General features: G+C 40.7%; 18 protein-coding genes and 3 pseudogenes. 11 read left to right on the top strand and 10 right to left on the bottom strand.

The window, feature by feature from the left end; genetic code table 11:
• Nucleotides 1–371 precede the first annotated feature (371 nt).
• From ACFE93_RS21510 to ACFE93_RS21490, 5 genes and pseudogenes are all read left to right on the top strand, one after another.
• Nucleotides 372–968: a tRNA-(ms[2]io[6]A)-hydroxylase gene (locus tag ACFE93_RS21510; RefSeq protein ID WP_375476042.1), complete on the top strand. Its 597-nt coding sequence runs from the start codon at nucleotides 372–374 to the stop codon at nucleotides 966–968.
• An 18-nt stretch (nucleotides 969–986) separates the two neighbouring features.
• The gene (locus ACFE93_RS21505; RefSeq protein WP_375476040.1) at nucleotides 987–1,388 is read left to right on the top strand and encodes a VOC family protein; all 402 of its coding nucleotides are present in this window, start codon (nucleotides 987–989) and stop codon (nucleotides 1,386–1,388) included.
• A 39-nt stretch (nucleotides 1,389–1,427) separates the two neighbouring features.
• The gene (cbiE, locus tag ACFE93_RS21500; protein ID WP_375476038.1) at nucleotides 1,428–2,648 is read left to right on the top strand and encodes a precorrin-6y C5,15-methyltransferase (decarboxylating) subunit CbiE; all 1,221 of its coding nucleotides are present in this window, start codon (nucleotides 1,428–1,430) and stop codon (nucleotides 2,646–2,648) included.
• Between the two features lie 423 nt (nucleotides 2,649–3,071).
• A pseudogene (locus ACFE93_RS21495) lies at nucleotides 3,072–4,607 on the top strand (sensor histidine kinase); the annotation flags it as partial.
• Nucleotides 4,608–4,894: 287 nt separating this feature from the next.
• Nucleotides 4,895–5,575: an SDR family oxidoreductase gene (locus ACFE93_RS21490; RefSeq protein ID WP_375476036.1), complete on the top strand. Its 681-nt coding sequence runs from the start codon at nucleotides 4,895–4,897 to the stop codon at nucleotides 5,573–5,575.
• 10 nt (nucleotides 5,576–5,585) lie between these two features.
• On the opposite strand, the gene ACFE93_RS21485 is transcribed toward ACFE93_RS21490, so the two are convergent.
• Entirely contained in the window at nucleotides 5,586–5,996 is a 411-nt protein-coding gene (locus ACFE93_RS21485) for a hypothetical protein (protein WP_375476034.1), read from the bottom strand.
• A gap of 295 nt (nucleotides 5,997–6,291) precedes the next feature.
• Here ACFE93_RS21485 and ACFE93_RS21480 point away from each other — a divergent pair, with 295 nt between their 5' ends.
• Nucleotides 6,292–7,554 (top strand): flavin monoamine oxidase family protein, encoded by a 1,263-nt coding sequence (locus ACFE93_RS21480; RefSeq protein WP_375476032.1) that lies wholly within the window; start codon nucleotides 6,292–6,294, stop codon nucleotides 7,552–7,554.
• Between the two features lie 122 nt (nucleotides 7,555–7,676).
• On the opposite strand, the gene ACFE93_RS21475 is transcribed toward ACFE93_RS21480, so the two are convergent.
• Genes ACFE93_RS21475 through ACFE93_RS21465 form a run of 3 tightly spaced genes read right to left on the bottom strand, consistent with a single transcriptional unit; the run spans nucleotide 7,677 to nucleotide 9,461 of the window.
• Entirely contained in the window at nucleotides 7,677–8,159 is a 483-nt protein-coding gene (locus tag ACFE93_RS21475) for a hypothetical protein (RefSeq protein ID WP_375476030.1), read from the bottom strand.
• A 1-nt stretch (nucleotide 8,160) separates the two neighbouring features.
• The gene (locus ACFE93_RS21470; protein WP_375476028.1) at nucleotides 8,161–9,075 is read right to left on the bottom strand and encodes an NmrA/HSCARG family protein; all 915 of its coding nucleotides are present in this window, start codon (nucleotides 9,073–9,075) and stop codon (nucleotides 8,161–8,163) included.
• A gap of 32 nt (nucleotides 9,076–9,107) precedes the next feature.
• On the bottom strand, nucleotides 9,108–9,461 hold the full coding sequence (locus ACFE93_RS21465; RefSeq protein WP_375476044.1) for an SDR family oxidoreductase: 354 nt from the start codon (nucleotides 9,459–9,461) through the stop codon (nucleotides 9,108–9,110).
• A gap of 3 nt (nucleotides 9,462–9,464) precedes the next feature.
• Between ACFE93_RS21465 and ACFE93_RS21460 the strand changes: the two are divergent.
• Nucleotides 9,465–10,691, top strand: a pseudogene (locus ACFE93_RS21460) (hypothetical protein).
• 253 nt (nucleotides 10,692–10,944) lie between these two features.
• Here the strand turns inward: ACFE93_RS21460 and ACFE93_RS21455 are convergent.
• The 3 genes and pseudogenes from ACFE93_RS21455 to ACFE93_RS21445 form a co-directional block, all read right to left on the bottom strand.
• A complete protein-coding gene (locus ACFE93_RS21455; protein ID WP_375476026.1) occupies nucleotides 10,945–11,664 on the bottom strand; it encodes a flavin-containing monooxygenase in 720 nt (239 codons plus the stop codon).
• Between the two features lie 16 nt (nucleotides 11,665–11,680).
• Nucleotides 11,681–13,339: pseudogene (locus tag ACFE93_RS21450) on the bottom strand (tryptophan halogenase family protein).
• A 71-nt stretch (nucleotides 13,340–13,410) separates the two neighbouring features.
• Entirely contained in the window at nucleotides 13,411–13,692 is a 282-nt protein-coding gene (locus tag ACFE93_RS21445; RefSeq protein ID WP_375476024.1) for a hypothetical protein, read from the bottom strand.
• A 92-nt stretch (nucleotides 13,693–13,784) separates the two neighbouring features.
• Between ACFE93_RS21445 and ACFE93_RS21440 the strand changes: the two genes are divergently transcribed.
• On the top strand, nucleotides 13,785–13,991 hold the full coding sequence (locus ACFE93_RS21440) for a type II toxin-antitoxin system HicB family antitoxin (protein WP_375476022.1): 207 nt from the start codon (nucleotides 13,785–13,787) through the stop codon (nucleotides 13,989–13,991).
• Nucleotides 13,992–14,022: 31 nt separating this feature from the next.
• Here the strand turns inward: ACFE93_RS21440 and ACFE93_RS21435 are convergent, their stop codons facing one another.
• The gene (locus ACFE93_RS21435; protein WP_375476020.1) at nucleotides 14,023–19,692 is read right to left on the bottom strand and encodes an alpha-2-macroglobulin; all 5,670 of its coding nucleotides are present in this window, start codon (nucleotides 19,690–19,692) and stop codon (nucleotides 14,023–14,025) included.
• 496 nt (nucleotides 19,693–20,188) lie between these two features.
• Here ACFE93_RS21435 and pbpC point away from each other — a divergent pair, with 496 nt between their 5' ends.
• On the top strand, nucleotides 20,189–22,483 hold the full coding sequence (pbpC, locus tag ACFE93_RS21430) for a penicillin-binding protein 1C (protein WP_375476018.1): 2,295 nt from the start codon (nucleotides 20,189–20,191) through the stop codon (nucleotides 22,481–22,483).
• 36 nt (nucleotides 22,484–22,519) lie between these two features.
• Here pbpC and ACFE93_RS21425 read toward each other — a convergent pair whose 3' ends face one another.
• A complete protein-coding gene (locus ACFE93_RS21425) occupies nucleotides 22,520–24,124 on the bottom strand; it encodes a sensor histidine kinase (RefSeq protein WP_375476016.1) in 1,605 nt (534 codons plus the stop codon).
• 46 nt (nucleotides 24,125–24,170) lie between these two features.
• Nucleotides 24,171–24,674, bottom strand: a complete 504-nt coding sequence (locus tag ACFE93_RS21420) for a hypothetical protein (RefSeq protein WP_375476014.1) — start codon at nucleotides 24,672–24,674, stop codon at nucleotides 24,171–24,173.
• Nucleotides 24,675–25,086: 412 nt separating this feature from the next.
• Between ACFE93_RS21420 and ACFE93_RS21415 the strand changes: the two genes are divergently transcribed.
• On the top strand, nucleotides 25,087–26,505 hold the full coding sequence (locus tag ACFE93_RS21415; RefSeq protein ID WP_375476012.1) for an aldehyde dehydrogenase family protein: 1,419 nt from the start codon (nucleotides 25,087–25,089) through the stop codon (nucleotides 26,503–26,505).
• Between the two features lie 17 nt (nucleotides 26,506–26,522).
• On the top strand, nucleotides 26,523–26,763 hold a 241-nt coding region (locus tag ACFE93_RS21410; protein ID WP_375476010.1), incomplete at its 3' end, for a hypothetical protein.

Here is a 26,763-nt window from a genome sequence, read left to right as displayed (position 1 = left end):
TCTTAAAACACAGTTTGAAGAGGATGTTTTAAAAGTCCTATTCTTGGTAACAAAACGTTTTAGATCCCCCTAAATCCCCCTTTTTAAGGGGGACTTTGATTCCAGTCCCCCCTTTTTTAAGGGGGGCTAGGGGGGATCAATAAGTGCTTCCTCACAGCAAACTTTTTTTCAAACATCCTCTAATAAAGGAAGTATAGATTTTCCGGCAGAACTAACTGCAATCGCTGCAGAAGATAGTCAGGGTAAAACTGGAAATTTTAACGAAACCCTTCACCACCGAGCAGTTATTGAACTTTATCCGCAAAATATTCCGTTAAAATCAATTTGCTACGATACTCAGCCAAATTTAAATTCTGGAGTTTTGTGACTCTGTGCTTATTCAGTTACCGACTATCAACGCCCTGAAACAGCCTACTAGCTCTGCTTGGGTTGAACAAGCGATCGCTAACTTAGATATCATCTTACTCGACCACTCCCACTGTGAACGCAAAGCAGCAGGTGTGGCCTTGAACATGATGTTTCGCTACCCTTCCAATACTAAAATGGTACGGGAGTTAACTGCGATCGCCCGCGAAGAACTAGAACACTTTGAGCTAGTTAACCAATGGTTAGAACGCCGGAATATTTCCCTAGCTCCCCTACCACCGCCTCCCTACGGTGCGGGTTTAAAATCTCAAGTACGCCCTAAAGAACCTGAGCGATTTCTAGATTCCTTACTAGTTACTGGTTTAATTGAAGCTCGCTCTCACGAACGCCTGGGACTATTAGCTGCTCACTGCCCAGAGCCAGAGTTAGCAAAATTTTATCGTGGGCTAATGGCATCCGAAGCGCGTCACTACGGTATATATTGGGTTTTAGCTGCTACTTATTTCGACAGAGAAATTGTCATGCAACGGCTTGATGAATTAGCAATTGTCGAAAGTGAGTTGCTAGCGACTTTGCACCCAGAACCTAGAATTCACAGTTAGTAGACTAACCCAACAGATATGAAGCTTCAGCTAACACACCTGAGACTGCTTGTCTCCAACTACAAAGATTCTTTTCTGTTCTACCGGGATCTGCTGAAATTTGATGTCGATTGGGGCGATGAAGATAGCGGATATGCTGAGTTTAATGCCGGATATCTCAAGCTGGGTTTGTTCAAAAAAGAATTAATGGCTGAAGTAGTCCCAAGAATTGAACAGCCTTCATACGTTGTCAATCGAGATAAAATTGTGTTGATTTTCGCAGTCGATAACGTGGATGAAGTTTATGAGCAAGTAAAGGCTCAGAATGCGGTCGTTGTGACTCAACCACAAGATCGCCCAAGCTGGGGAATCCGTACAGCTCATTTGCGCGATCCTGATGGCAATCTGATCGAAATCTACAACAATCTAGGAATTATCTAGTTAAAAGTTCCTGCCAACAACGTTATGAAGTAATTAATCATGAAATGGCTTTCTATTGTTGGCATTGGGGAAGATGGATTACAGGGGTTAAGCGCGATCGCTCTTTCTTTACTCGATCGAGCGAAAGTAATTGTAGGAGGCGATCGCCATTTATCGATGCTTCCTACAGACGATCGACGTGAGAAACTAGTCTGGACATCTCCCATTAGTGCTTCAGTAGAGGAAATCATCCAACGTCGCGGCCAGTCAATCTGCGTACTCGCAAGCGGCGATCCGATGTGTTATGGCATTGGTGTCACCTTAATCCGGCAAATTCCCGTCTCTGAAATGACGATTATCCCGGCACCTTCAGCCTTCAGCCTCGCCTGTGCCAGGGTGGGATGGTCTTTAACGGAGGTAGAAACTTTAAGTTTGAATGGTCGTCCATCCTCCCTAATCCAGTCTTACATTTGTCCGGGAGCGCGGCTGTTGATTTTGAGTGAGGGTAAAGACACACCAGCGCTTGTTGCTCAAATTTTGACAAATCGCGGCTATGGTGGCAGTAAAATCGCTGTATTGGAGCGTATGGGCGGCACTCATGAAAGAATTGTGGAAGGTACGGCTGCATCTTGGGGTGAAACTGAAGTTGCAGTGTTGAATGCGATCGCAGTTGATTGTATTGCTGATGCTGGGGTTATGCCATTACCAAGATTACCAGGATTGCCAGATAAAGCCTACCACCACGATGGCCAATTAACGAAGCGTGAAGTTAGGGCAATCACCCTTGCAGCTTTAGCACCCACACCGGGAGAATTATTGTGGGATGTGGGCGCGGGTTGCGGCTCAATTTCAATTGAATGGATGCGGAGTAATGCTCGATGTCGAGCGATCGCGATCGAACAAAACTCCTCTAGACTACTGTATATTGCTGACAACGCCGCCACTCTTGGTACTCCAAATCTGCAAATCATTGAAGGTAAAGCGCCCCATGCCCTAAAAGATTTGCCAGCACCAGATGCCATTTTTATTGGTGGTGGGGTTACAGGAATGGGACTTTTTGATATTTGCTGGGAAGCATTGCGGCCAGGTGGGCGTTTAGTAGCGAATGTTGTCACGGTAGAAGGTGAGCAAACTTTATTTCAATGGCATGAACGAGTCGGTGGCGATTTAACTCGTATTGCCATCCAACGGGCGGAACCTATTGGTAAATTTTTGGGTTGGCGAGCAATGGCAGCTGTGACGCAATGGGTAGTAGTGAAGTCTGAAAAATTGAATAGTTAATGTATGGGTGCGATCGCTTTTGTAATTTGGTTATAACTTACGTAAATTCTTGCCTTGTTATACGCGGTATAGTTTGTAAAATGTATTTTGCTAAGACCAGAAAGCATTATAAGTATATTCTCTACCTATACATACAGCAAAATGAATATCTGCTATACCTATAATCTGATATAAATTGGTGATTAATACACTTAATTTTTAGCACGTTACAAAATCGCTCTGCTCACTGATAGTAGTAACTATGTCTTGGGTATACTAAACCGCAGAAAGAAAATTATCATAACTAGATGCAATGTTAATAGAATCAAACGAACTATTTATAATACTTGGCTATCGCATTACTAAGCAATTATATTCAGGTAAAAAAACTTTAGTTTATCGGGCTATAAGAGAAAAAGATCAGCAATCAGTTATTTTAAAATTGAAACTGTCGTTGGCTCTAACACTAGCATTTCAGATATGTTAGATTTAGGAACTGTCATTAAAGCTTCTCAAGCAGTGTCTGGAGAGATTGAATTGAAAGCGCTCCTTTCTACTTTAATGGAAGTTGTGATGGAGAATGCCGGAGCTTCTAAATGTGTGCTGATATTGAGTGAAGATAATAACTTAGACTTAACTGTTGCTGCAATTAGTTCTGGTTCCACTTTTAGAGATACTCACAAAGATTTTTTATCTATTCCTTTAGAATCTAGCGATCTTGTTCCTATCTCTTTGATTAATTATGTCAAACGAACCCAAGAAATATTAGTAATTGATGACATTAAAGCTAAAGCTGCTTTTGCGGTAGATAGTTATATTAACCGTGAGGAACCAAAAAGCATATTATGTATTCCGATGCTTAATCAAGGTAAATTGCTGGGGCTGATTTATCTAGAAAATAATTTAACAACAGGAGCATTTACACGCGATCGCCTAGAAGTTCTCAAGCTCTTAACTATCCAAGCTGCAATCTCTTTAGAAAATGCCATTCTCTACAATAATTTGACTGAAGCGAATGAAAAATTGGAGGAATACAGTCATATTCTAGAGGAAAGGGTGGTAGTAAGAACAGCAGAACTTAATGAAAAAAATCAGCATCTGCAAGAAGCTCTAAAAGAATTACAAAGTACCCAAAGTCAATTAATCCAAAGTGAGAAAATGTCTTCTTTAGGACAAATGGTGGCGGGAATTGCCCATGAAATTAATAATCCCATCAATTTTATTCATGGTAATATTACCCACGCAAGTGACTATGTTCAACAATTGCTAGATTTGATTAATATTTATCAGCAACAATATCCCTATCCCTCAGCAATAGTGGAGCAAAAAATTGAGGAAATGGATGTAGAATTCCTCACAGAAGACCTCCCAAGGGTTCTTGATTCTATGAAGGTGGGAAGTTCCCGTATCCGCAATATTATTCTGAGCCTACGTAATTTCTCTCGTCTAGATGAATCGGAAATGAAGCCTGTCAATATTCATGAAGGCATGGACAGTACTCTAATGATTTTGCAGCACCGACTCAAGGAAAAGAGCGTAGACGCAAAGCGGCTTGTCGATAGACATCGCCCGGAAATTGAGGTCTTAAAAGAATACGCACAACTGCCGGATATTCTTTGCTATGCTGGTCAACTCAACCAAGTGTTTATGAATATTTTAAGTAATGCGATCGATGCTTTAGAGGATTACAAATATGGAGAAGATTCTCCCAGCAAAAATCCTCAGATTCGTATTTGTACTGAACTAGGAGAAGTAAACACATTGAAGATTCGGGTTGCTGATAACGGTTATGGCATGACTGCACAGGTGCAGCAGAAAGTATTCGATCCATTTTTTACCACTAAGGCAGTAGGAAGTGGTACGGGGTTGGGGTTGTCAATTAGCTATCAAGTGGTAGTGGACAAACACAAAGGTCAGTTAAGCTGCAAATCAACTCCGGGAGAGGGAACTGAGTTTGTGATTGAGATTCCAATGCAACAGCGAGACAAGCTACCGTTACTGAAAAATTTGGCGTTAGATAATGGCGGTATGAATCATTGCGGGACTGGAACATCCCAAATAGATGGTTTACAGCGATCGCTTCTCGATCATTCTCTAGAAGTAAAGATTGTTTTGCGTTTTTGAGCCTTAATAAGCGGATAATGAAGGTTTAAGAGTTTTCGCCGTCGAGGAGGATTGAGAAACTTGTCAGGACATAAAGGAAAGATCCTGGTAGTGGTTATTTTTTCCCACGAATTATTTCTAAGAGAGCAGGAATAGCAGAAAATATGACTAAGCTCATCTTAATTACAGGTATCAGCAAAGGTCTAGGTTATGCGATGACCGAGGGTTTTATTCAAGAGGGGCATACTGTTATTGGTTGCGCTCGTTCATCAGAGGCTATCGATAAAATACGCCAGAAGTTTAGTGCGCCCAACGATTTCACATCTGTAGATGTGGCAAATGAACAGGTTGTAAAAAAATGGGCAGAACACGTACTTCAAAAATATGCACCGCCAGATATAGTGATAAATAATGCGGCAATTACTAATTACCCAGCACCTTTGTGGGAAATACCATCCGAAGAATTTTCTGATCTAATAGATATCAATATTAAAGGAGTAGTCAATATCATTCGGCATTTCGTACCAGCAATGGTAAAAAACAAACGGGGTATTATTGTTAACTTTAGTTCTGGCTGGGGACGTTCTACTTCAGCCCAAGTTGCACCATACTGTGCTTCCAAGTGGGCAATCGAAGGATTAACTCGTTCTTTGGCACAAGAATTGCCAACTGGTATGGCAGCTATACCTCTCAATCCAGGGATTATTCATACAGATATGCTCTCTATTAGCTTTGGGAAAGAAGCTGCTAATTATACACCCGTGTCCGATTGGGTATTGAAAGCTGTGCCATTTATTCTCAAGTTAAAACCAAAAGATAACGGGATTCCTTTGACTGTACATTAAAGAGTGAATCTCAATTGCGATCGTTGTGATTAGGTGCTGACAGTTGAATCATCTCAGAAAAACGTGAATATTTAACCGCATCGTTAGGGGAATAATCCGCCGACACTGCAAGTAACCCAATTTTTATATCCTCGAAATAAATCACACCCCCAATCCGTCCTTCAACTTGGAAAGCTCCATGAAAGAAACGATACGGAGCTATGTAGATCGAGAAAAAGTCAGTAATCTTTATTACCCTGCCAAACATCTGCTGACAAGTTTTTTGGAGGACAGCATCTAGGTATTCATTATAGGCAGGCTCACCCAGGTCAGTGAATTCCGGCCGATCCGCAAAATGATCCATATAAAATAACCAGATGCAGGACAAGTCTGCGTCATTCGTCAGTTTTTGCTTAAATTCCTGCAATCGGTCAATTTTCATAGTGTGGATATTGAGGAAATGGGGCGAACAGACAGCGCTGTTAAAAATCTACCACAGCGATCGCACTCCAGCGACCTTTGCCATGTTCTGGCCCATCTGTCCAAGTCCAATCATTCCAAGTTCATCCTTGTAACTTTCAGATATGCATAGAGTGAATACTCGAAAACCTTAAGAATAACACTCCGGTGGATAGAAGAAACAGCCAATAGAGTATGCGAAATTACGATGAAGGATTTCTCAGAAAAGACAATTGATTTGATTTGGGCGAAGGTATGTAGCAGGATAATGATCACCAATGAGCAAACGAGTAATTGTAATTGGGGCTGGGTTGGCAGGGCTGACGGCTGCTTATGAACTGGTTCGTGCTGGGTTTGATGTGCAAGTGTTTGAAGCTCGCGAACGAGTTGGAGGACGAGTCCAAACAGTCTTTTTGGGAGAAGAACAGCATGGCGAATTGGGTGCAGAGTTTGTCGATGATAACCATACAGCATTGATATCCTATGCCACTCAATTCGACCTCAAGCTTGAGTCTGCCTTTAAGCTTCCAGATGATCTCTATTATTACATTGATGGTAATCTTTCTACTCAAAAAACGCTTTTGTCTCAACAACAAGCTTCTTTAAATGATGTATATCAGAAGTTAGATCGATTATTGGAACAGCTTGCCGATCCTGCCCAAACATTAGCTCAGTGGCTGACTGCACAATCGATTGCTCCCTTTGCCTGCAAAGTTGTTCGTCAGCAATCCTATGGAATGTATGCTGCCGACCCGGAAGCAATTGGAGTTGGCTTCTTTGCTTACAGCGGTACTTCTGGCGATCACAGTCTGCGAATTCAAGGTGGTAGTACTCAACTTGCAACCGCATTTGCTCGCTTTTTAGGCGATCGCATCCATCTAAACACCCCAGCTGTGCAGATTCAGCAGCAAGAACAAACTATTGCCGTGAGCCTAAAAACTCTTCACGGGCAGGTTGAAGTTTTTAGTGATTGGATTGTTGTCACGGTTCCCTGGAGTGTCTTGCGCCATTTGTCCATTGAAGTTCCGCTTACACAGGCACAACGAGAGGCGATAACCTACTTGCCTTATGGGGCATCGGTTAAGACCTTACTTCAGTACTCCAACCGTTTTTGGCAGCAATCTAGTTTTGGGCTGCTCGTGGGAGACACACCTTATCAAACTATCTGGGAATCTACCCTAACTCAAGTAGGTGAAGCGAGAATTCTTGCTTGTACGAGCAGTGGGACACCTAGCCGAAATGTTGCTGGAAACCCTGTTGAGTTTGCACAACAAACAGTATCTGCGCTTTACCCAAATGCTCCCAAAGTGCTCGCAACTGCAACTCATAATTGGAGTGCCGATCCCTGGTCGCAGGGATCTTACTGCTACTTCGCTCCTAGAGACTTGAAAAGCTGGCGCTCTGACTTACCGTACTCTGCTGGACAAGTCATTTTTGCAGGAGAACATACTGCTCCCGTTGAATATTGTGGCTATATGGAAGGAGCGATTCGCAGTGGACAACGAGCAGTAGAGCAAATTTTAGCTTTCGCTATGACATGAAACGCAGATTTTCTCCACTTTTTTACGGTTCAAAAGAACCTAAAAAGCCGACGAAGATTAACAAAGAGATGAGAATGAAAATTACGCGCGATCGCATTGTTACTTTACTGTTGGCAAAAGCTTTAAACATTAGCTAAAGCTGCTCCCGGCATTAACTCTACTTTCACCCAACCTGGTTGCCGTTGGTCAAACGCCTTGTATGCGTCAATCACTGACATTAGCGGTTCGATTTGAGTTAAAACTTTTGTAGGGTCTACTGTGCCATTACGAACTAAATCCACGAAAGTAGGAATATACTTACGGTGATTACAATTACCCATGTTAATTGTCAGATTTTTGTTCATTGCCGTGCCGATGGGAAAGAAATTATGGGTTGGGGGATAAACTCCAATAATCGAAAGCGTCCCAGCTTTGGCTAATGCCTGAACTGCCCACTCCAATGCTTGAGAAGGAGCATTACCGGGATTCCAATTGCCATTTTGAGAGTTGGTTTTAGGGGCAATTTGTTGTAACTGCTGCTGAAATTGTTGCGCTTCTTTTTGAGCTTTTTCGGCTGCTGAACCACTGTCAGGAGCATTCGCATCTACGCCAACTGCTTCAATCACCCTATCTACACCAATTCCCCCGGTAAGTACCCTTTGACCCGACAGCGGACGCGCTTTCGGTTTGTTTTGCCCAGTTGTGGTCGCGTAAATAGGATTCAAAGTCAGTCGGTGCACGAAACTCATGTTTCAACTGTGCCAAATCCGCAGCGTAGCCAACGTTCTCAAACCAGCGATACATGATGGTCATTTCCTCTCCAGCTTGTTGCTCAAACGCTTCAAAAGGGATTTGTTGGTATGCAACATTTTTCCCTAAAACGCGGCTGAACGCGGCAGCGATTTCTGTCATTGTCATGTCCACACTCGCGACTTCAATTGCGCGGTGCAAGAACTCTGCGGGACGCTGGAACACCTCAGCGACCATTTGCCCATAATCGTCTTCAGAAAGTTGCTGCAATTTCGTATTGGAACTGAGCGGTTGGGAGAGCGTTCCCTTCTCCACCATCGCGCGCATTGCATTGTAATTGTAAAAGAAGAAAACTGGACGTAGGATCGTGTAGGGTAAGCCGCTGGCTCGAATGTATTCTTCGATTTGAAACTTGCTATCGAAATGCGGAATGCCTGTGTTACGTTCTGCACTTCCCACCGAACTATAGACGAAATGTTGGATGCCTGCTGCTTTTGCTGCGTCCGCGATCGCTTTACCTTCACGAATTTCAGCGTCCAATCCGTCTTGGAAGGTTTGCACTGAAAAAACGCCCCAAGCAGCTTGCAACGCATGGTCAAGGGAAGCGCGCTCGTTGAGATTTCCTGCTACAAGTTCTGCGCCCGCTTGTTTAAGTGCTTGGGCGGCAGGCTTGTTTGGGTCGCGCACGAAGGCACGAATCGTGAATCCCCGTTGTAACAGATGACGTGCCACTGCACCACCTTGATTGCCAGTCGCGCCAGTGACAAGAATTGTTTGATTTGAATTTGCCATGTTTATCTTGTTGATTATAGAGTCGTTGGGTATTAAAAATTCCCACTTCCACCCGATGCGCCCAACACTTGCCCGGTAGCATAGCTCGACTCCTGTGAGGCAAGGAGTACGTAGATAGGGGCAAGCTCCGCTGGCTGTCCGGGACGTCCCATCGGTGAGTCACCGCCGAACTTCTCGACTTTACTTTGCGGTTGACCGCCGCTGACTTGGAGCGGTGTCCAGTAAGGCCCAGGCGCGATCGCATTCACAATATCGCCTGGAATCGCCATTGCCTTGCGTCCTGCTGCCCGAATCAGTTGGATCACCTCGTGGGCATCTGGCTCCTCAGCAGGGAGATAGTTGATCGCAACGGGCATTGAATGCGCGATCGCACAAAATTGTAGCATCACATTAACGCTATCATTGCCTGTAATCTGTGGCGCTACTACAACCTGACGAACGATCTTGCTTTTCTGATGGACTATGGGGCAGAGATGATGGTTGAGATTACCCGCTTTTGGGCGAGTATTGTCACCTATAATCCTGACCTTGATCGCTACGAAATTTGCGGTGTGATTGGGCCTGATGAATATCACACCGCTTATCTAGATGCCAAAACCCCCGGCATCAACAATAACACCTACACAAACGTAATGGCAGTCTGGACGTTCTATCGAACGCAGGAAGTCCTCGATCTACTGCCAGCTTCCTGTCGTCGTGAATTCTGCGATCGCCTCAACCTGAGTCAAGAAGAAATCAACCAATGGGATAATGTCAGCCGGAAAATGCACGTAGTTTTTCAAGACGACGGTATTTTAACCCAGTATGAAGGGTTTGATCGCTTGCAAGAATTTGATGTCCAGCCGTTCTGCGATCGGCAGTTTAATTTAATCTTGGAGGCAAAAGGGGATGATGTCAATCGCTATTAGGTTACTAAGCAAGCAGATACCGCGATGCTGTTCTTTTTACTGTCTGAGACAGAATTGACAACATTATTAGAGCGTAATGGTTATTCCTTTAATCGGACACAAATGCAGCGGACGATCGCTTATCATCTTCGGCATACAGTGCATGAGTCCAGCCTCTCCCGACTTGTGTATGCTGGGGCGCTTGCCAGATGTGATTGCGAAAAATCCTGGCAGCTATTTATGGAAACACTGTTTGCCGATTTATCGGGGGGGAGTAGTGGAGAGACAAAAAATGGCATCCACTTAGGAGCAATGGCAGGCACACTCCATCTTCTTCAGCACCATTACCTTGGGTTACACGCTTACGCCAGTAATATTTGCCTCGATCCATCCCTGCCAACTTCACTAAAGCGATTTCGCGTTAGCCTTCAGCATCAAGGGAACGATTTAGAAATTGAAGTCATTGACAATCATCTGAATCTAATCGCATCGCCAATTAACTCATCATCCGTCCAAATTGTTTGCTGGGGTGATGTGATGGATTTACAACCTGGTACTTCAATCACTTTTAACCTGCTAGATTCGGTTTCTTCAGTTAAGTGTTTTCCTCATCAAATACGTGTCTATGGTACTTCTCTTCTAAAAAGGGGATATCCTGAAGAAAACCCGTGCCAAAAGCAACAACATCTGCCTGTATTTTCTCGCCATTATCCAATTCGACGCCACTAGCAAAAAACTTGTGGATTTTTGTCTTCACAGCACGAATTTTACCTGCGCGTACATATTCAAAAAAGCCTTTAGGTACTAAACCGATACTACAACCAATCAATTTGTTCATCGGTTGTTTGGGCACCATTCCACAAGCATCAAGGGGAAACTGTAAGCGCAAGATAGTCTTATTTAGCCGCCAGAATGCCCATACCAGTGGTTTCCCAAAACTATGCAGCCACTTTTCCCATCCTTGAAGTTTATGATAGGGCATTCAAATTTCTGCAAACCGAGTCAGGAAAATATACTTGATGTTCAACAGACCGAGAAAGAAGTTGGGAACTTTCCACAGCGCTTGACGGAACACAAGGGTACATTCCTTAGCCTTGCTAGCTGCGAGATTCGCTAAATCGGTGGCTGACTTGCCAAAACCAACAATAACCACTCGCTTGCCCTCAATTACAGAGCTGTCGTTAAAGTTGTTAGTATGTATTACCTGCCCTCCGGCGGCAATGAACTCTTCCATCCCTGGCAAGTTAGGAATGTAGGGAATATCATAAGTGCCATTGCACACAATCACAAAGTCGAACTCGTAATTTTGTTTTCCGATCTCCTTACCATCTTTTTGAAAGCTAACACTGACTATCCATCCAGGAGTATTTGCTGATTTGCGCTCCACTTTAGTTACTTTTGCACCGAACTGAATTTTTTCTGTGACACCAAAGTGTTGGGCATAGGATTCTAGATAAGCGCATATTTGCTCTCCTGACGGCCATTCTGGATAAGAGGCAGGCATAGGAAAGTCTGAGAAAGCATAGGTGTCTCTGGGATTTTGGATCGATAGTCCTGGGTAAGTTCTCGATCTTTCCCAGACACCACCAAGTCTCTGTCGTTTCTCGAACAATGTCACTTCGTAACCTTCCTCAAGAAACGTCTTTGCTGAGACTAATCCGCTGACTCCAGCCCCAATTACGCATACTTGTTTCACCGTCATCTTGGATTCTCCTAAATTATGAAATTAGTGCAGGAATCTGATGTGAGCGATCGCTAACCACACTCAGATACTCCGACTGTTCTTGTGACTTTATTACATGAGTTAAATATTCATACTGAGACGGTAAGGTTGAAGTTAGGTAATTGGCTCTTTCCCTAATTTCCAAAAATGCAGCCTCGGCGTTGTGATTTCCGATATGTTCTAAAATGGGAAGACTGCTTTCAGGCATATAATTTAGCCCCAGCAACATTACCGAATAAGAGTAAGACTCGAAGCCGTGGTATTTCAGGTTAATAGTCTTATTGCTTGGCAATCTATTTTTCCATAACCTTAATTTTTCCTGTAGTTCTTCTAGAACTTTGATATTGTTCTTAGTTGCTTTCCAGAATTCTGTGTCGGTGCGATCGCTAGCATAGTAATGAAGTGTCAAAAATTCTCGCACACCATCTATGCAGTCAGCGATAACTTTGTTATAGCTGTGAATTAGCTCTTGATTGAAAGATTTGTTGGGAAAGTGGCTAACTAACTCTTCAATTCCATGTTGAATGAAGAAGATGCCAGTAGATTCTAGTGGTTCTACAAATCCACTGGAAAGGCCAATTGCTACACAGTTTTTCACCCATGAGTTTCTGTTACGTCCAATCCGCATCTTGATATGAGAGGCTTGACGATTATTAGCAGCGGCTCCCAAATGCTGGCGAAATTCCTGTTCTGCTGACTCAGCAGAAATGAATGCGCTCGAATAAACATACCCTGTACCATCTCTGCCATACAATATATTCCAGACCCAACCAGAAGAAAGCGCAGTTGAGGTGGTGTAAGGGTTAATGCCATCTTTTTTGATATCAGTTGGTATCTGTATTGCGATCGCGCGATCGCACAATAGTGACTCTGAATAAGAAATGAATGGCTCACCAAGCGCTTTGTTAATCAAAAGACCACGGAAACCAGTACAATCAATGAAAAGGTCGCCACTTACAATCCTATGTTCTTTAGTTGTAAGACTATCTATGCTTCCATCCTCAGTTAACTTAATATCCACCACATCATCAACAATTTGCTTCACTCTCCTTTCCATTGCATAATCTTTCATGAATCTTGCGAGTAGATTCGCATCAAAATGATAGGCATAGGGGTACTGAATCTTTCACTTATCCAGGATATTTTTGTTGACGATATGCTCTTGAGAAAATTCATTTTGAACTTTGTTATCAAAGACTTTACTATCTAAATATCTCGGCGATCGTTGATGGTCGCACAGCCAGGGAATTAGAAAGCAGGCATAATCAAATGTTTCTCGATCTTTCTTCATTTTCAGCCACCATTCAGAGATATCAAAGCTGTCAATTACCTCATATCTCTGGAAAGGATGGTAGAAGTGCTGCCCCTTCGCATTCCAGTTGACAAACTTAATTGCCATTTTATATGTGGCATTACACTTTGGCATCCATTCATATTCTTGTAGCCCAAGAAAATCAAAGAATACTTTGATGGTACTGAAAGTTGCTTCTCCAACTCCAATTTTAGTGATATTAGATGATTCCACTAGAGTAATATTAATATTTCTATCTAGTGCTTTACTTAAATAAGCTGCTGTCATCCAACCTGCTGTTCCACCACCAACAATTACAATATTTTGTATATTATTTTGTACATCCTGTACATTCTGCGACATAGTTCAGGTTCCTCTTTAAGTCTAAAATTAAGTAGGGAGAGAAGTCATTTTTAAAAAGCTTGCTCAAGAAGTTATGCAGCTTTCAATTTTTGCTCAATTTTATGGGTTTCAGCATAGACCAAAAGGTCACTTGTAAATTGCGTGAAAACTGTAAACAAGTTCTCAACTAATTCAAAAGCTTCTTGTCGAGCTTCTTCTGATAGTTGAATATCTTGTAAAAATTGCTCTTTTATTCCAGATAGACTTGTTAGATGACCAGTTTCAACATTCAGATGTAAATCTGCAAAGTATCGGCATGGCTTTTGGGTAATTGCTTTAATTTCTTTGCCAATTTCTGAAGCTGTTGAAAACATGATGTTTCCTGTTGCTTCGGGAATTTCAATAACTATGATTTTCTGAATAGGAGTAGCTTGTGAAGTATATCGATAGAAACTTCTGGTTCTAGATGGTTGGCATAGGCGATAATGCCATCGCTTTTTTGTTGCGGATATACGTCCATGTTCCCTCACTTCCTGTCTGTATCAGTGAAGGAGAAACTATGGAAGAAACATTAGAGAATACCCAGGAAGCAATAGAACTTTACCTTGAGCCATTGGAAGATGAGTTGATTACTCAACAAGGCGAGGCCCGTATAGACTTGAAAAGATTTTGAGATTTGTTGTAGCCAAAGATGACATAAATAATTACTTCCCATCTTCCAATATTAATGTAGACTCAGCAGTACGCCCAAATTCTTCTAGTGCATATTGCAAGTGAACTTCCGTACCAGGCCAAGAAAATGTACCAGGAGTAACAGAACGGACTAAGTAGTGCAGGCTATAAACTCCTGGTTCTAGATGGTTAGTGTAGGCGATAATGCGATCGCGATACACATTCTTAAAATCAAGTTCCCAGCTATCGGCTTTTGCTTGTAATGCAGCTGTAGCAGTTTGAAAACTCGCATCCACAGCCTCAAAACCTGATGGTAACGGATCTTTTATCACCAGATGATCTACAGGATGATCGGCGATAATTTCTAAACCGATATCAAACACTTGTCCAGAGGCTAAAGTCAAGGGTTTATCAAAAGCGTAAAGACCTGTTTTTTGCAATACTTTCTCTTTATTTACTTGACTAATTTCTCGTGTTATGCGTAGTCCGTTAAACCTGCCTACTTGATTACCTTGCAAGCGATAGTTATAAGCAACCAGATAGTGCAAAGTGCCATTACCTGATTTTTGCAACGTTAAATCATTACGCCCACGAGGTAATTTATTCATCGGCATATTTAGCTGTAAGCTAGGATTTTGGTAGCCATGAAACCGATTTTCTCCTAACTTATTACCAGCTAATTCTGCTGTGGCAACAAAATTAGGTGGTGTGGGTTGCAGTTGACTATAATCTACCAAAGCTGTTAAAGCTTGGGCATTATTATAGTTACTTTGCCATGTACCATCCTGTCGTAATGCCAGAAGAGTTTGGAATAACTTATCTATAACTTCGGGTTTACTTTGTTTGGCAATAAATAAGCGTAAAGCTTGCGCTTGCGTCGTAGTAGCTGAACTCATCCATTCCCAACTAGTTGGTAAACTTACAACTGCTGTACGACCAGTTTCATAGATATTTTGTTGCAGCTTATTCACTAATTGTTGAGATTCAACTTGCCATTCTGGGAATTGAGATAAGTATCGCGCTAGTTTAATTTGAGTTGCGACATCAAAGTTATTGCGCTGTTCATAAATATCTGCAAGGAAAGTATTGCGTTTGTCTCCCAATTCTGCTAAAGAGATTAAAGCATTAAGTTGCAGTTGCCTTTTACAGAGTAGTTGTTTACAAAAGTCGTATTCTCCAGGATTCGCTAGAACTTTTTGTAAATAAGTTTTCAGGCGAGATACCATTGCAGAATCGACTAAATTAGGAAATACCTGACTAGCTTTAGCCAAAGATTCAGCCGTATAAGAAGAAACCCAAGGGTCAGATTTTTCTTGTCCGGGTAAAGTAGCAAAACCACCATCGGTTATTTGGAGTTTTTGTAATTTTTCAATTGCTTGATTGGCTTGTTGGCTAGGATTAAATTCTGCAAAGTTCTGACCATATTTTGGGGCAAGAGTTTGCAGATTTGCCGCAATTATTAACTGACTCGCCGCTGGTTCTGTGAACGGCAAATCATCATCTTCTAAAACTTGTTTTGCTGGTACTTTAATTTCTGGTATCAAAGTACTCGCCAACTGAATATCTAAACCTCCCGCATCAGGGAAGTTATTTTTATCAACATTCAAGGGAATCTTCACCTGTTTTTCAGTGACACCAGATTCAACGACTTGTTCTGTAATTTCAATTGGCTTAATTTCCAAAGGTATTTCAAAAGCATCTGCGGCTGTACCATTTAGCTGAGTGTTAAAGCGAACTTTACCAACTCCCACGCTATCCGCCAGCATGGGAAAGCGATAAGCATGAGTTGCGGATTCAGCTTTGGTTTGCAAAGCAGTAGTTGTGGGGTTTTTATCAGCAAACTTCACTGTACCGCTAAGTTCGCCATTAATTGAGAGATTTCCTGTATTTCCGGTGTTGTTAGTTACGGATAAACCGGCGAGGATGCGATCGCCTGAACGGGCAAATTGTGGCAAGATGGCATTAGTTAGCAGTGGCTTGGTGGTGATAAACGTCGCGTCCCCATTCCCAAAACGCAGATTTCCATCGGTGGCGACAGCCATCACTCGCCATGTAGTTAAATCATCCGGGAGTTTAAAGGTTATCTGTGCATTTCCATTTGCATCGGTAAGAACAGAACCGTTGTAGTAAGCTAAGGCTTGAAAATCTGTGCGAGTGCGAGTATTGGCTGCACCAGTTGAGAAACCACCGCCATAACCCCAGCCTTTGGGTTTCGCTACATCTTGTGGTTGTAATATGACATCTGGGCGATTATCGCTAAAGCGGGTAGATATTGGCTGTTCTGCGTAAACTGTATCTACCAAATCTGGCGGACGATAACCAGAAAGTTGTAACACCGCCTCGTTTACCACCATGACTGTAAATTGTCCTTTGGTGGGGTTTCCTTGATTGTCCTTTAATTCTAACTGTACTGTTTCCTCTGCACCCGGTTCTAATGATGCTTGTGCTGGTTTAACTTGCAGTTTTAAATACTTATCTTCTAAATTAACTTTAAAAGGTGTAAAACCAACTTTCACCAAGTTTTCTAAACTTCCCGCTTCCACTTGATTTATAGGTTTACCTTGTCTGACTAAAACAGCTTCAATGGCTGCATTTGGTAGCATTTCTGGAGTGACTTGAAACTGAATTTGTGGTGCGCCTCCCTGAACTTTAATAATTTGCTGATAAAGGGGTTTGTCTTTAATCACAGCAAAGTACAATTCTGCATCTGGATAAGGAGATTGAATTAAGACAGTAGCAGTTTCACCAGGTTTGAATTCTTTTTTATCTAATTTAACTTCTAAAACATCTTCTTCTCTAGAACCCCAAAATACTGGATTTTCTCCAGTTGCCCAAATTTGTAATTCTGTGGCACTTAATTCGCTTTTGGCATCGCTAAAATTAACTCTAATCCGATATGAGGCGGATTCAAGTGCTGTTAAATTTACCGATTGCGGATTACTCGCAGATGTAATTTCTGCTTGTCCTACTGTTTTATATTCAACTTGATTTTTTGGTGTTCGGCTACCTTCCACCAACTGCGTGACGCTGCTGTATTTAATCTGTTGTAATTCCAGGCGCACCCGTTGACCTGTGATTGGTTTTCCTGTAGGGTCAGTCACAATCACTTCAATGGGAAAAGGTTTACCAGCATCAGCGATGAAATTACTTTTTAACCCGATGAGACGATTACTAGGTAAAGCTGTAAATGTTTTGGAATTCGCTACTGACAGATTAGAAACATCTGCAACTTGCACATCCACTTGGTAAGTCATCGGATATGGTAAATCATTAGCCACATTCACAGTTTGACTACTTTTACCATTAGCATCTAGCTGGGCATTAGTTTGCAATACATCACTAGATATACTAGGCGTTTCCTCTGGCCATAACCATTGCCTACCAAAAGCAAATCCTTCCCAACCTTTAGGAATAAAATCAGCCTGCTGGCGAGTAATAAAATATTTTGCTTCTCCACCTTCTACGGGGGCACCAAACAAATAATTGCTTGTAGCATTAATATTAACTTTCTCGTCAATGTATGCAAATTCTTTATCTAAGTTAAGTTCAACTTTAAAATTAGGTGGCTTAAACTCAGCTATTCGAAATTCTCCAGAAATTTCTTGCCCATTTTTACCTTTCGCTTGGATTGTATAGTAGCCTAAGCGTTGAGTAATTTTAATTGGCATTTCCAGAGAAAAACTACCAAATTCATTTGTAGTTTGCGTACCTAAACTAGTTTTTTGCCCATCAGGATTTACCAAAGTTAATTGGTAAGCAGCATTTTTATCTTGCTGAATTACACCATTTTGTAAATAGTCTGCAAAACCAGTCAACCAACCCTTTTCGCCTGGTTGATATAACTGCCTATCTGAGAAAATTACCCCACGTGATTCTGGCTTACTATCTTGCCAACCCGCATCAATGCCATATCCATAAACACCGCTATATTCTTCAGTTCTAGCGAATGCCCAATCTTCATTTTCACGGACAATTACTAATAACTGTGGTGATTTACTAGAGCTTTCATTCCCAGAATAACATTGCTGTAATCCTTGACGAACAATTCTAAAAATTCCATTTTCATCAGTTTTACCTGTTGCACAAGGTAAAGGTTCTGGACGGGATTTTGCTTGTAATTTTGATTGATAAATTTCGATAGCGCCATTTTTAACTGGCGAACCATCTGTAAGATGATTGACGCGAATTAACCCTGACTCAGGAAACCACTGAGTAAATACGCCTAAATTTGTCAATTCAACCATGCCATAAGTCGTAGGTTCGCGCCACAGTTCCTTCCCATTCTCTTGATATTTATTAGTCCGGGCTTGGACTCCATAAGCTAACATTCCCGTAGCAGCATTTATTTTTTCCCGCAGAGGAACAGCAATATCAACTGATTGATTTTTCTTACCCGATACCTTAAAGCTTTGCCATTCAGAAGGTTGTGGTAATAAATCACTGCTATTATTAAAATAAACTAAATCTGTCGGGTTAACTACTCGATAAGCTGCTTTATATTTAGATTCTGGCAGATTTCCTGTACTAATATTTAACTGTAAATTTTTACTTGTAGGGAAAATATTCAAATCTGATGGTACCCAGATATCTCCAGCTAAATCTCCAGTATCATATTTAAGTGTGACGGGTTTGCCCAAAGTTTGCCCAAACTTATCTTTAAGATTTCCAGCGATAGTAATCGTATAAGTCTTGGCGGGTTCTAGCGCGTAAGGATTGATCCCGATAATTTTATCTTCATCATTAACTTGCAGAATTCTCGAAATCTCTTTCGGTGCTGGATTAATGGTAATATTTTCTTTAGCTGAATCTGCTAACAAGACATTATTAAATTCTAGCTGCGGACTACCTTTAATAAATCTTCCAAAAGTTCCCCCTGCATCTGGCTGTCCGTAAAAGTTAATTTTCTGAAATGCCAAAGGCGAATAAGTTGCTAACTTAGTGGCAAATTCTTTCTCTGTAGGTAGATTGCCATAAGCAGGACGTATTCCTGGAAAAAATACCAAGCGATAACTGGTTGCTTTTTCCAGATTTTGCTGTGGGATGAGGTTATAAATCCAATTGCGTGCTGAAGGGTCAAATTTTTCTAAAGGTTCTTCTTCATTTTTTAATGGTTTTTCTTCTTTGTTTAACTCAACTTTAAAACCTGTACCTTTATTTTTACCTGCGGGAATTAACTGTAAATGTTCTTGCACAGAAGCTAAATCCAATTCGACATTAGAAGTAAACTGTAACTTTTGTTGTAAATCAATTGGTTCAATATCAGCCTTCTCAATGGGATTGACACCGGGTAAATTAGTTAATTTAATAGATTCAGTGTTGAAAGTCCAAGGTAAATCTTTGTCTAATCGATGATTTTTTAAATCGGCTAAACCTGCTTTGAGAGTGACTTGAAATCTTGTCGCTATTGGTAATGCTTTATCAGCTTGAAATCCCACCATACGCGGTGTTAAAAAGCGAAATTGACCGGGTAAAGGCGGCCAAAGGGCAAATTTTTGCAATAATTTTTGCTGTTCTGGACTATCAAGACTTTCAACTGGGATTAAAGCTTCTTTAAAACGGATGCGGATTTGATTGAGGGGTTTTGCATCCCCAATGGGACTAATTTGTTCAATCCAGTCTGGTAATTTGGGTGGTGTGAGTGGGGATACTGTTGGAAGTTGTTCTTTACTTGAATTGATACCAAAAAAATTACATCCTGCCATTCCCAATATAAATGTAAAGATAAGAAGAAACTGTATTGTTCTCTTCTGGCTTGAAGAACGCCTAATTTTTTTTAACGAACTGCCAATAACCCTAAGAATGCGGTAGGTTATTTTATGCTGGAAACGCAGTAAAACTCTGATAATCATCTTTCTAGTAATTAAAAATAAAAAATTTACGAACTATAGCAAATAAAAATTTGTATTCTTTTATAGAGTGGGCAATGCCAAGACTAATAAAGGACGCAATACGACTAGTTATTTATACTCAAACGTTGGATATAATGTATGTTTATTTACATAGATAACTAATCTAGTGTTATTGTTTCAAAAATAACTACAATTCTTAACTATAAATAAGTATTTAAATTTCGCAAATATCAATTTACATCTGCTAAGTTAGTAAAAATTAATTATTAAGGATTTGAAATATTTACTGATATAGATGTAATCGCTGCGTCAAGATTAAGGTAGGTTTTCTTGGACAGAGAATTCCCTGATGAAACTAATTTTACGATCGCTACTCAAACTTAAGCGCACTAGTAAGGTTATCCTAGCTGTGCTGCTAATCTGTCTGGTGGTACGCTTACTCCCTTATTTTGCGCCCATTCGTGCCGCAGATATTGCCCAAAATCAGTTGGCAATGCAATTTAGCGATCGCAATGGTTTACCATTAGGAACACTACTCACCCGTGACCAAGAGCATACATCAGTAGTACCACTCAATCAGGTTTCGCCCCAGTTTACCCATGCCATTTTAGCCGTCGAAGATGGCAGCTTTTACCATCATGGAGCGTTGGATATGAAAGCTGTTATCCGCGCTAGCAAAGAAGCCATCCATGCCAAAAGAATTGTTTCCGGTGCTTCTACAATTACTATGCAGTTGGCACGGATGTTAGATCCTGTACCTCGCAGTTTCTCTGGTAAACTGAGTGAGATTTGGCTATCTTGGCGGTTAGCAGCAGGGATGAAGAAAGATGAAATTCTCTCTGCATATATCAATCGGTTGCCAATGGGAGGAAATATATATGGTGTGGAAGCCGCCGCGCAAACTTATTTTTCCATTCCAGCTAGTGAGTTGAATCTTGCTCAAGCTAGTTTATTGGCTGCTATTCCTAATAATCCCACATACTTTAATCCTTATGAGCATTGGGAACGGCTGAAGCAGCGACAAAAATACGTCCTTAATCGGATGGTACAGGAAAAGTATATTAATGAGGCGATCGCAGCCCGAACACACAACGAAAAGGTTGTGTTTCAGTCTCGCCAAGGGGGAATTATCGCTGCACCACACTTTTTATTTTGGTTAGCCAATCAGTTTGATAAGACGCAAGCAGAACAAAATTCCCCCATCCGCACAACTATAAATCGCCCTTTGCAGCAGTTTGTTGAAACACAGGTACAGCAGGTAATTTCTTCCTTAGCCGCTAACAATGTCCATGATGCAGCTGCGTTGGTGATTGATAACCACACTGCTGAAGTTTTAGCTTATGTCGGTTCACCTGATTACTTTAATCAAGCCAAACTGGGACGCAATGATGGAGTGCAAGCACTACGTCAACCAGGTTCTACCCTTAAGCCTTTTGTCTATGAACTAGCTTTAGAAAAAGGTTTAATTCGCCCAAATACCATTTTGGCAGATGTACCCGCTCATTATGCAATTCCCGGTGCGAAACTTTACAGCCCTACAGATTACACCGAAAGGTTTCTTGGCCCTGTGCGGGTGCGAATTGCTTTAGCAAATTCTTTAAACGTACCCGCAGTGCGAGTGTTAGAAAAAGTAGGTGTGGAAACTTTTTTAGAACGACTGCATCAATTGGGATTTGAACACCTCAATCAAACTCCAGAATATTATGGTTTGGGTTTGACTCTAGGTAGTGGCGAAGTCAGTCTCTGGGAATTAGCCCGTGCATACTTAACCATAGCACGACAAGGAAATGCTACCCCTTTAGTAAGCACATTTTCCAATTCCCCAATTCAAAATCCCAAATATACAATCCAAAATTCGACGACAATATGGCAATTAATCACCAACATACTCAGTGACAGCTATGCTCGTGCAACAGCCTTTGGTGTAGACTCGGTGTTAAATTTACCCTTTCCTTCAGCTGTTAAAACTGGCACTTCTTCTAATTTTCGAGATACTTGGACTGTTGGCTTCACTACAGATTACACCGTCGCTACTTGGGTAGGCAATTTCAACGGTGAACCGATGCGACAGGTTTCAGGTGTGACAGGCGCAGCACCCTTATGGAATCGAATTATATTACATCTGCACGAACATCAAGAACCAGCAGGTTTTCCATCTCCAGAAGGTTTAGTACAATTACCTGTTTGTGCAATTTCGGGGTTACGACCCACAGCAGATTGTACCTCAGTCGTGCAGGAATATTTCTATCCAGAAGATAAAAGTAATTACGAACGTGAGAATCAATTCAATTTACCACCAGAGTATGATGAATGGTTAGCAAAACAACAGCAGTCAAATTTTACTTCTACCAATTTAAGAATTTTATCTCCGCATGATGGCGATTTATTTTTACTTTATCCTGGTAAAGAAACGAAGCAAAAACTCGAATTTAAGCTAGCGGTAAATAAATCTGCACCAGTCGAGTGGTGGTTAAATGGCAAAAAGTTAGATACAAACTCAGCTAATTCTTTATTTTGGAATTTACATCCTGGTAAGTGGACTTTGGAAGCGAGAAGCAGGGAAATGAGTGACAAAGTAAGTTTTCAGGTGGAGTTAGCTAATATTAAACCTACGCGTCGAGGATTTTCTATTAGTAATAATTAAAATAGCAACAATGGCTCTCTGTAAATGGGGAACTATTTAACGTGTCTGCTTGATAGGAATCTCAATCACAAACTCTGTACCCTTACCAGGTGCAGAAATACACTTAATTTTTCCTTGATGTTTTTCCACTATAATCTCGTAACTAATAGATAATCCTAAGCCAGTACCTTTACCTATAGGTTTAGTAGTAAAAAAAGGTTCAAATAATCTAGTTCGATCTTCTTCAGTTATTCCTAAACCATTATCTTTTATACTAATAATTACGTACTCTTCATTTTTAACTTGAGTATGGATAATAATAGAATTAAGCTGTCTTTCAATATTTTCTTTTAAACACTCTACTTCTCGTTGATGTAAAGCATCAATCGCGTTACTAAGGATATTCATAAATACCTGATTTAATCCTCCTGCATAACATTCAACAAGAGGCAAATTACCATAATCTTTGATAATTGCAATTTCCTGCTGTTTATGATTTTCTTTGAAACGATACTGTAAAATTAATAAGGTACTATTAATTCCTTCATGAATATCAACAAATTTCATTTCTGCTTCATCAAGACGTGAGAAGTTACGCAAAGTTAGCACAATTTCGCGAATACGTTCGGTACCAACTGCCATTGATGATAAAATTTTCGGCATATCATCAACAATAAACTCTAAATCTATCTCATTAATTAGAAGAGTTATTTCTGGGTTTTCACTATAATATTGTCGCTGATATAGTTTAATTAAAGTTACTAATTGCTGACTATATTCTCTAATATACATCAGATTACCATAAATAAAATTAACTGGATTATTGATTTCATGAGCAACACCAGCAACTAGCTGACCTAATGAAGACATTTTTTCAGTTTGAATAAGTTGTACTTGAGTGTGTTGCAATTCTTGCAGGGTATTTTGTAGCTGAATATTTTTATGTTTTAATTTTGCCGTTCTCTCTGCAACTTGCATTTCCAATCGACAATTCGTTTCTTCTAAGGCGGCTTGAGCAATTTTTTTAGCTTTTAAGTATTGCTGTAATAAATGCAATACTAAAAGCCATGCTGGAATCAGCATTCCTAAACTTATAATAGACTCCGAAATTGCCCATAATATTCTTTGATAATATTCATCAACTTTTTGCTGCAATTCAAGTGATATATTATAATTTCTTTTCATTACTCCATCAGCATAAATTTGCTTCTGAGTTTCATATTCACGCCTGAAAAGTAGTTGTTGCGCTGTCTCTTTTTGATTTTTATTAACTAAATCAAAAGATTGATATTCCATTGCAACCAGGCGTTGATTAGCAGCATCAATTTTCTTAGCATCCTCATTTCTATATGCTTTAGGAGCTAGTTTAATAGATTCTTGAATAGCAATGTCAAGCTTAGGTTCAAATTGGCGATATCGTTGTTCCCAAATAGTGTTTCCTGTAGCAGCATTCATTCGCGCTGACATAGTTAGTACTTCATCATAATAAGTAATTTTGTCGCTTAATGTTTGGAGTTTAAATTCATTTTTAGTGATACTATTAAAATTATAATATGCTTGCAAATTGAGCCAAACTTGAGGAATAAATAAGAGCAGGGTAAGCAGTACTGTTACAGTTATTAGTTGAGAGGAAGCGAATTTCACTTTATAAGGTAGATGCATTTTAATACTATTTTTTTAGATATATTTTAATTGATTATTGTTGCTATTAATACTCTTGTAAAAATTTAGACTCATCAGTATTGATACCAAAAAAATCTCTCAAAAATTCTATGGTTTCATTTTGGTAAATTTCAAAATTAATTTCATTTATTTGTTTAACTTTAATCTTTCTGCCATAAATAAATCCTAACTTAAAACTCATGAAATCCAACTTTGAAAAATTATAAGGAACTGGATATATAAATTTAGCAAAAAATTGATAAATGAATAAATGTAGTTGATTAGTCTTTAAGTCATTACCCATTGTAAATCCTATTACAAAGGCTTCATCTTGAGAAGAAATCCCTCTATCTAAAAGTATGTGAATATAATCATGATGGAGCAGACTAATTTTTCCAGGTAATGCCACCATGCTGTTAGGGTTCTCTAGTAACCAAATGACAAAAGGAAATTTCGGTTCACCATGTAACTTAAATACTAATGTATGTGCTTTTTCCAAATTCATTTGAGCTATATCTAGTTGAAAAGCTTTATCTAAATCAAAAGCCATATTCTGTATATTTATAATCAAACAACTAACTTATTAATATTTGTTTTTCTTCTAATTTGTCTATATTTCTCAACAAAGTTATTTTTATTTTTATAATTAAATACTAGAAAATAAATTTTACATAAAGTTTCAGTATTATCACTGAATCAGATGCTAAGAGCAAAAGCATCTAAATGAAGAATCATCAACTTAGCATCGCAAGTTACCTGTTATGCAATCAACCAAATAAGCGATCGCCAATCACACTTTTACCCCGCTAATACTATGCTGAAAAGAGAAGTAGACCGCAAATACTTCCTGCAAACACAGCAAACCACCATTGAGTGCTTAACCAACCTGGGGATGATTTTAATTTGGAAATGGGAATTTGGGGATTAGCAAGTAATAACAAATGACAAATGACAAATGACAAATGACAAAACCAATAGAAGTCCGCAATCCCCGAACTGGCAAATTTGACTACGTAATTATCCCGCCGCCTCCAAGGCTGCTGGTACAACAATGTAAGCGGACACGCAGGGCACAAGTTCGCTGGCAGCAGTTGGGCTTAGAGGGGAGAATTGAAGCTTTACAGCAGTGGAAGAATGCGATATTATCTGGACGCGATCGCCTCACGGAAGCTTTGGTAAATGATACAGGAAGATTGTCAACCTCGGTATTAGAAATAGATTCCTTCCTCTCCAGCATCGATCGCTGGTGTCGGTTAGCACCGGAAGTGCTGCAAGAATCTGCAAAAAATACAGCCATTCCCTTTATTGCGCTGCAACAAACATCCGTTCCTTATGCCCTGGTTGGGGTAATTAGCCCGTGGAATTTTCCCCTGTCACTGTCTACTATTGATACCATTCCGGCATTGTTAGCGGGTTGTGCTGTCATTGTTAAACCCAGTGAAATCACTCCCCGTTTTGTAGCACCACTGATTACAGCACTCAACACCGTTCCTAAACTGCACGAGGTATTAACTTTTGTGGAAGGAGCAGGCGCAACCGGATCTGTTTTGATTGAGAATGTAGATTTGGTATGCTTTACAGGCAGTGTAGCGACGGGGAGAAAAGTTGCACAGGCGGCTGCAAAACAGTTTATTCCAGCTTTTTTGGAATTAGGAGGAAAAGATCCTGCGATCGTTTTAGAATCAGCCAACTTAGAATTAGCAACCTCAGCAATATTGTGGGCTTCCGTCGCCAACACCGGACAGTCATACTTCTCAATTGAGCGAATTTACGTTGCAGACTCCATATTTGAAAAGTTTTACCATCAACTAGTAGCCAAAGCACATCGCCTTGAGCTAGCCTATCCCACAGTCGAAAGTGGAGAAATTGGCCCGATCATCGCCGAAAAACAGGCAGCCATTATTAGCGATCATCTCCTAGATGCAGTTGAAAAAGGAGCAGTAATTCACTGCGGCGGTGTAATAGAAGATTTTGGAGGGGGTTGGTGGTGTCGTCCGACAGTGCTTACCCAAGTTAATCATTCCATGAAAGTCATGACCGAAGCGACTTTTGGCCCGATTATGCCAGTCATGCCTTTTTCCACAGTAAGTGAAGCAGTATCTTTAGCCAATGACTCAATCTATGGATTAAGTGCTGCTGTATTTGCCTCGGAAACAGAAGCTTTAGAAGTTGCTTACCAGATAGATGCTGGTGCTATTAGTATCAATGATGCTGGACTCACCGCCATCATGCATGAGGGAGAGAAAAACCCGTTCAAATTCTCCGGTTTGGGAGGATCGCGCATGGGTGCGGCGGCGCTGAAACGGTTCATGCGAAAAAAAGCTATTTTGATTAAAACTAACGCTACTAATGACCCTTGGTGGTTTGGGAATGAGGAGTGACCAATGGCATCATCACTATGCAACTCATTACCGTAACCAATGGCGTAGCTTGCCGCCGTTCGCAAAGCGTCTCCAAGAGTTGGCATCGCATTCTCATCCTGTTCAAAATATCTGTTTTACCAGAGGCGATCGCCTCTGCTACAGTTTCGTCTACGATAATCAAAGCACCTGAAAAAATTTTGATAGTTTTGGTTCAGAACACAAGTCCATTCGTTCAGAACACGAGTCCATTCGTTCAGAACACGAGTCCATTCGTTC

Source organism: uncultured Nostoc sp. (assembly GCF_964247315.1).
In the GTDB taxonomy this organism is placed as follows: domain Bacteria; phylum Cyanobacteriota; class Cyanobacteriia; order Cyanobacteriales; family Nostocaceae; genus Nostoc.
This window is presented reverse-complemented; position numbering and strand designations above follow the sequence as displayed.

Coding starts and splice junctions, on each gene's coding strand:
- ACFE93_RS21505 (WP_375476040.1), top strand. CDS start 987: ATGAAGCTTCAGCTAACACACCTGAGACTGCTTGTCTCCAACTACAAA.
- cbiE (WP_375476038.1), top strand. CDS start 1,428: ATGAAATGGCTTTCTATTGTTGGCATTGGGGAAGATGGATTACAGGGG.
- ACFE93_RS21490 (WP_375476036.1), top strand. CDS start 4,895: ATGACTAAGCTCATCTTAATTACAGGTATCAGCAAAGGTCTAGGTTAT.
- ACFE93_RS21485 (WP_375476034.1), bottom strand. CDS start 5,996: ATGAAAATTGACCGATTGCAGGAATTTAAGCAAAAACTGACGAATGAC.
- ACFE93_RS21480 (WP_375476032.1), top strand. CDS start 6,292: ATGAGCAAACGAGTAATTGTAATTGGGGCTGGGTTGGCAGGGCTGACG.
- ACFE93_RS21470 (WP_375476028.1), bottom strand. CDS start 9,075: ATGGCAAATTCAAATCAAACAATTCTTGTCACTGGCGCGACTGGCAAT.
- ACFE93_RS21465 (WP_375476044.1), bottom strand. CDS start 9,461: ATGCTACAATTTTGTGCGATCGCGCATTCAATGCCCGTTGCGATCAAC.
- ACFE93_RS21455 (WP_375476026.1), bottom strand. CDS start 11,664: ATGACGGTGAAACAAGTATGCGTAATTGGGGCTGGAGTCAGCGGATTA.
- ACFE93_RS21445 (WP_375476024.1), bottom strand. CDS start 13,692: ATGTTTTCAACAGCTTCAGAAATTGGCAAAGAAATTAAAGCAATTACC.
- ACFE93_RS21440 (WP_375476022.1), top strand. CDS start 13,785: ATGGTTGGCATAGGCGATAATGCCATCGCTTTTTTGTTGCGGATATAC.
- ACFE93_RS21435 (WP_375476020.1), bottom strand. CDS start 19,692: ATGGCAGGATGTAATTTTTTTGGTATCAATTCAAGTAAAGAACAACTT.
- pbpC (WP_375476018.1), top strand. CDS start 20,189: ATGAAACTAATTTTACGATCGCTACTCAAACTTAAGCGCACTAGTAAG.
- ACFE93_RS21425 (WP_375476016.1), bottom strand. CDS start 24,124: ATGCATCTACCTTATAAAGTGAAATTCGCTTCCTCTCAACTAATAACT.
- ACFE93_RS21420 (WP_375476014.1), bottom strand. CDS start 24,674: ATGGCTTTTGATTTAGATAAAGCTTTTCAACTAGATATAGCTCAAATG.
- ACFE93_RS21415 (WP_375476012.1), top strand. CDS start 25,087: ATGACAAAACCAATAGAAGTCCGCAATCCCCGAACTGGCAAATTTGAC.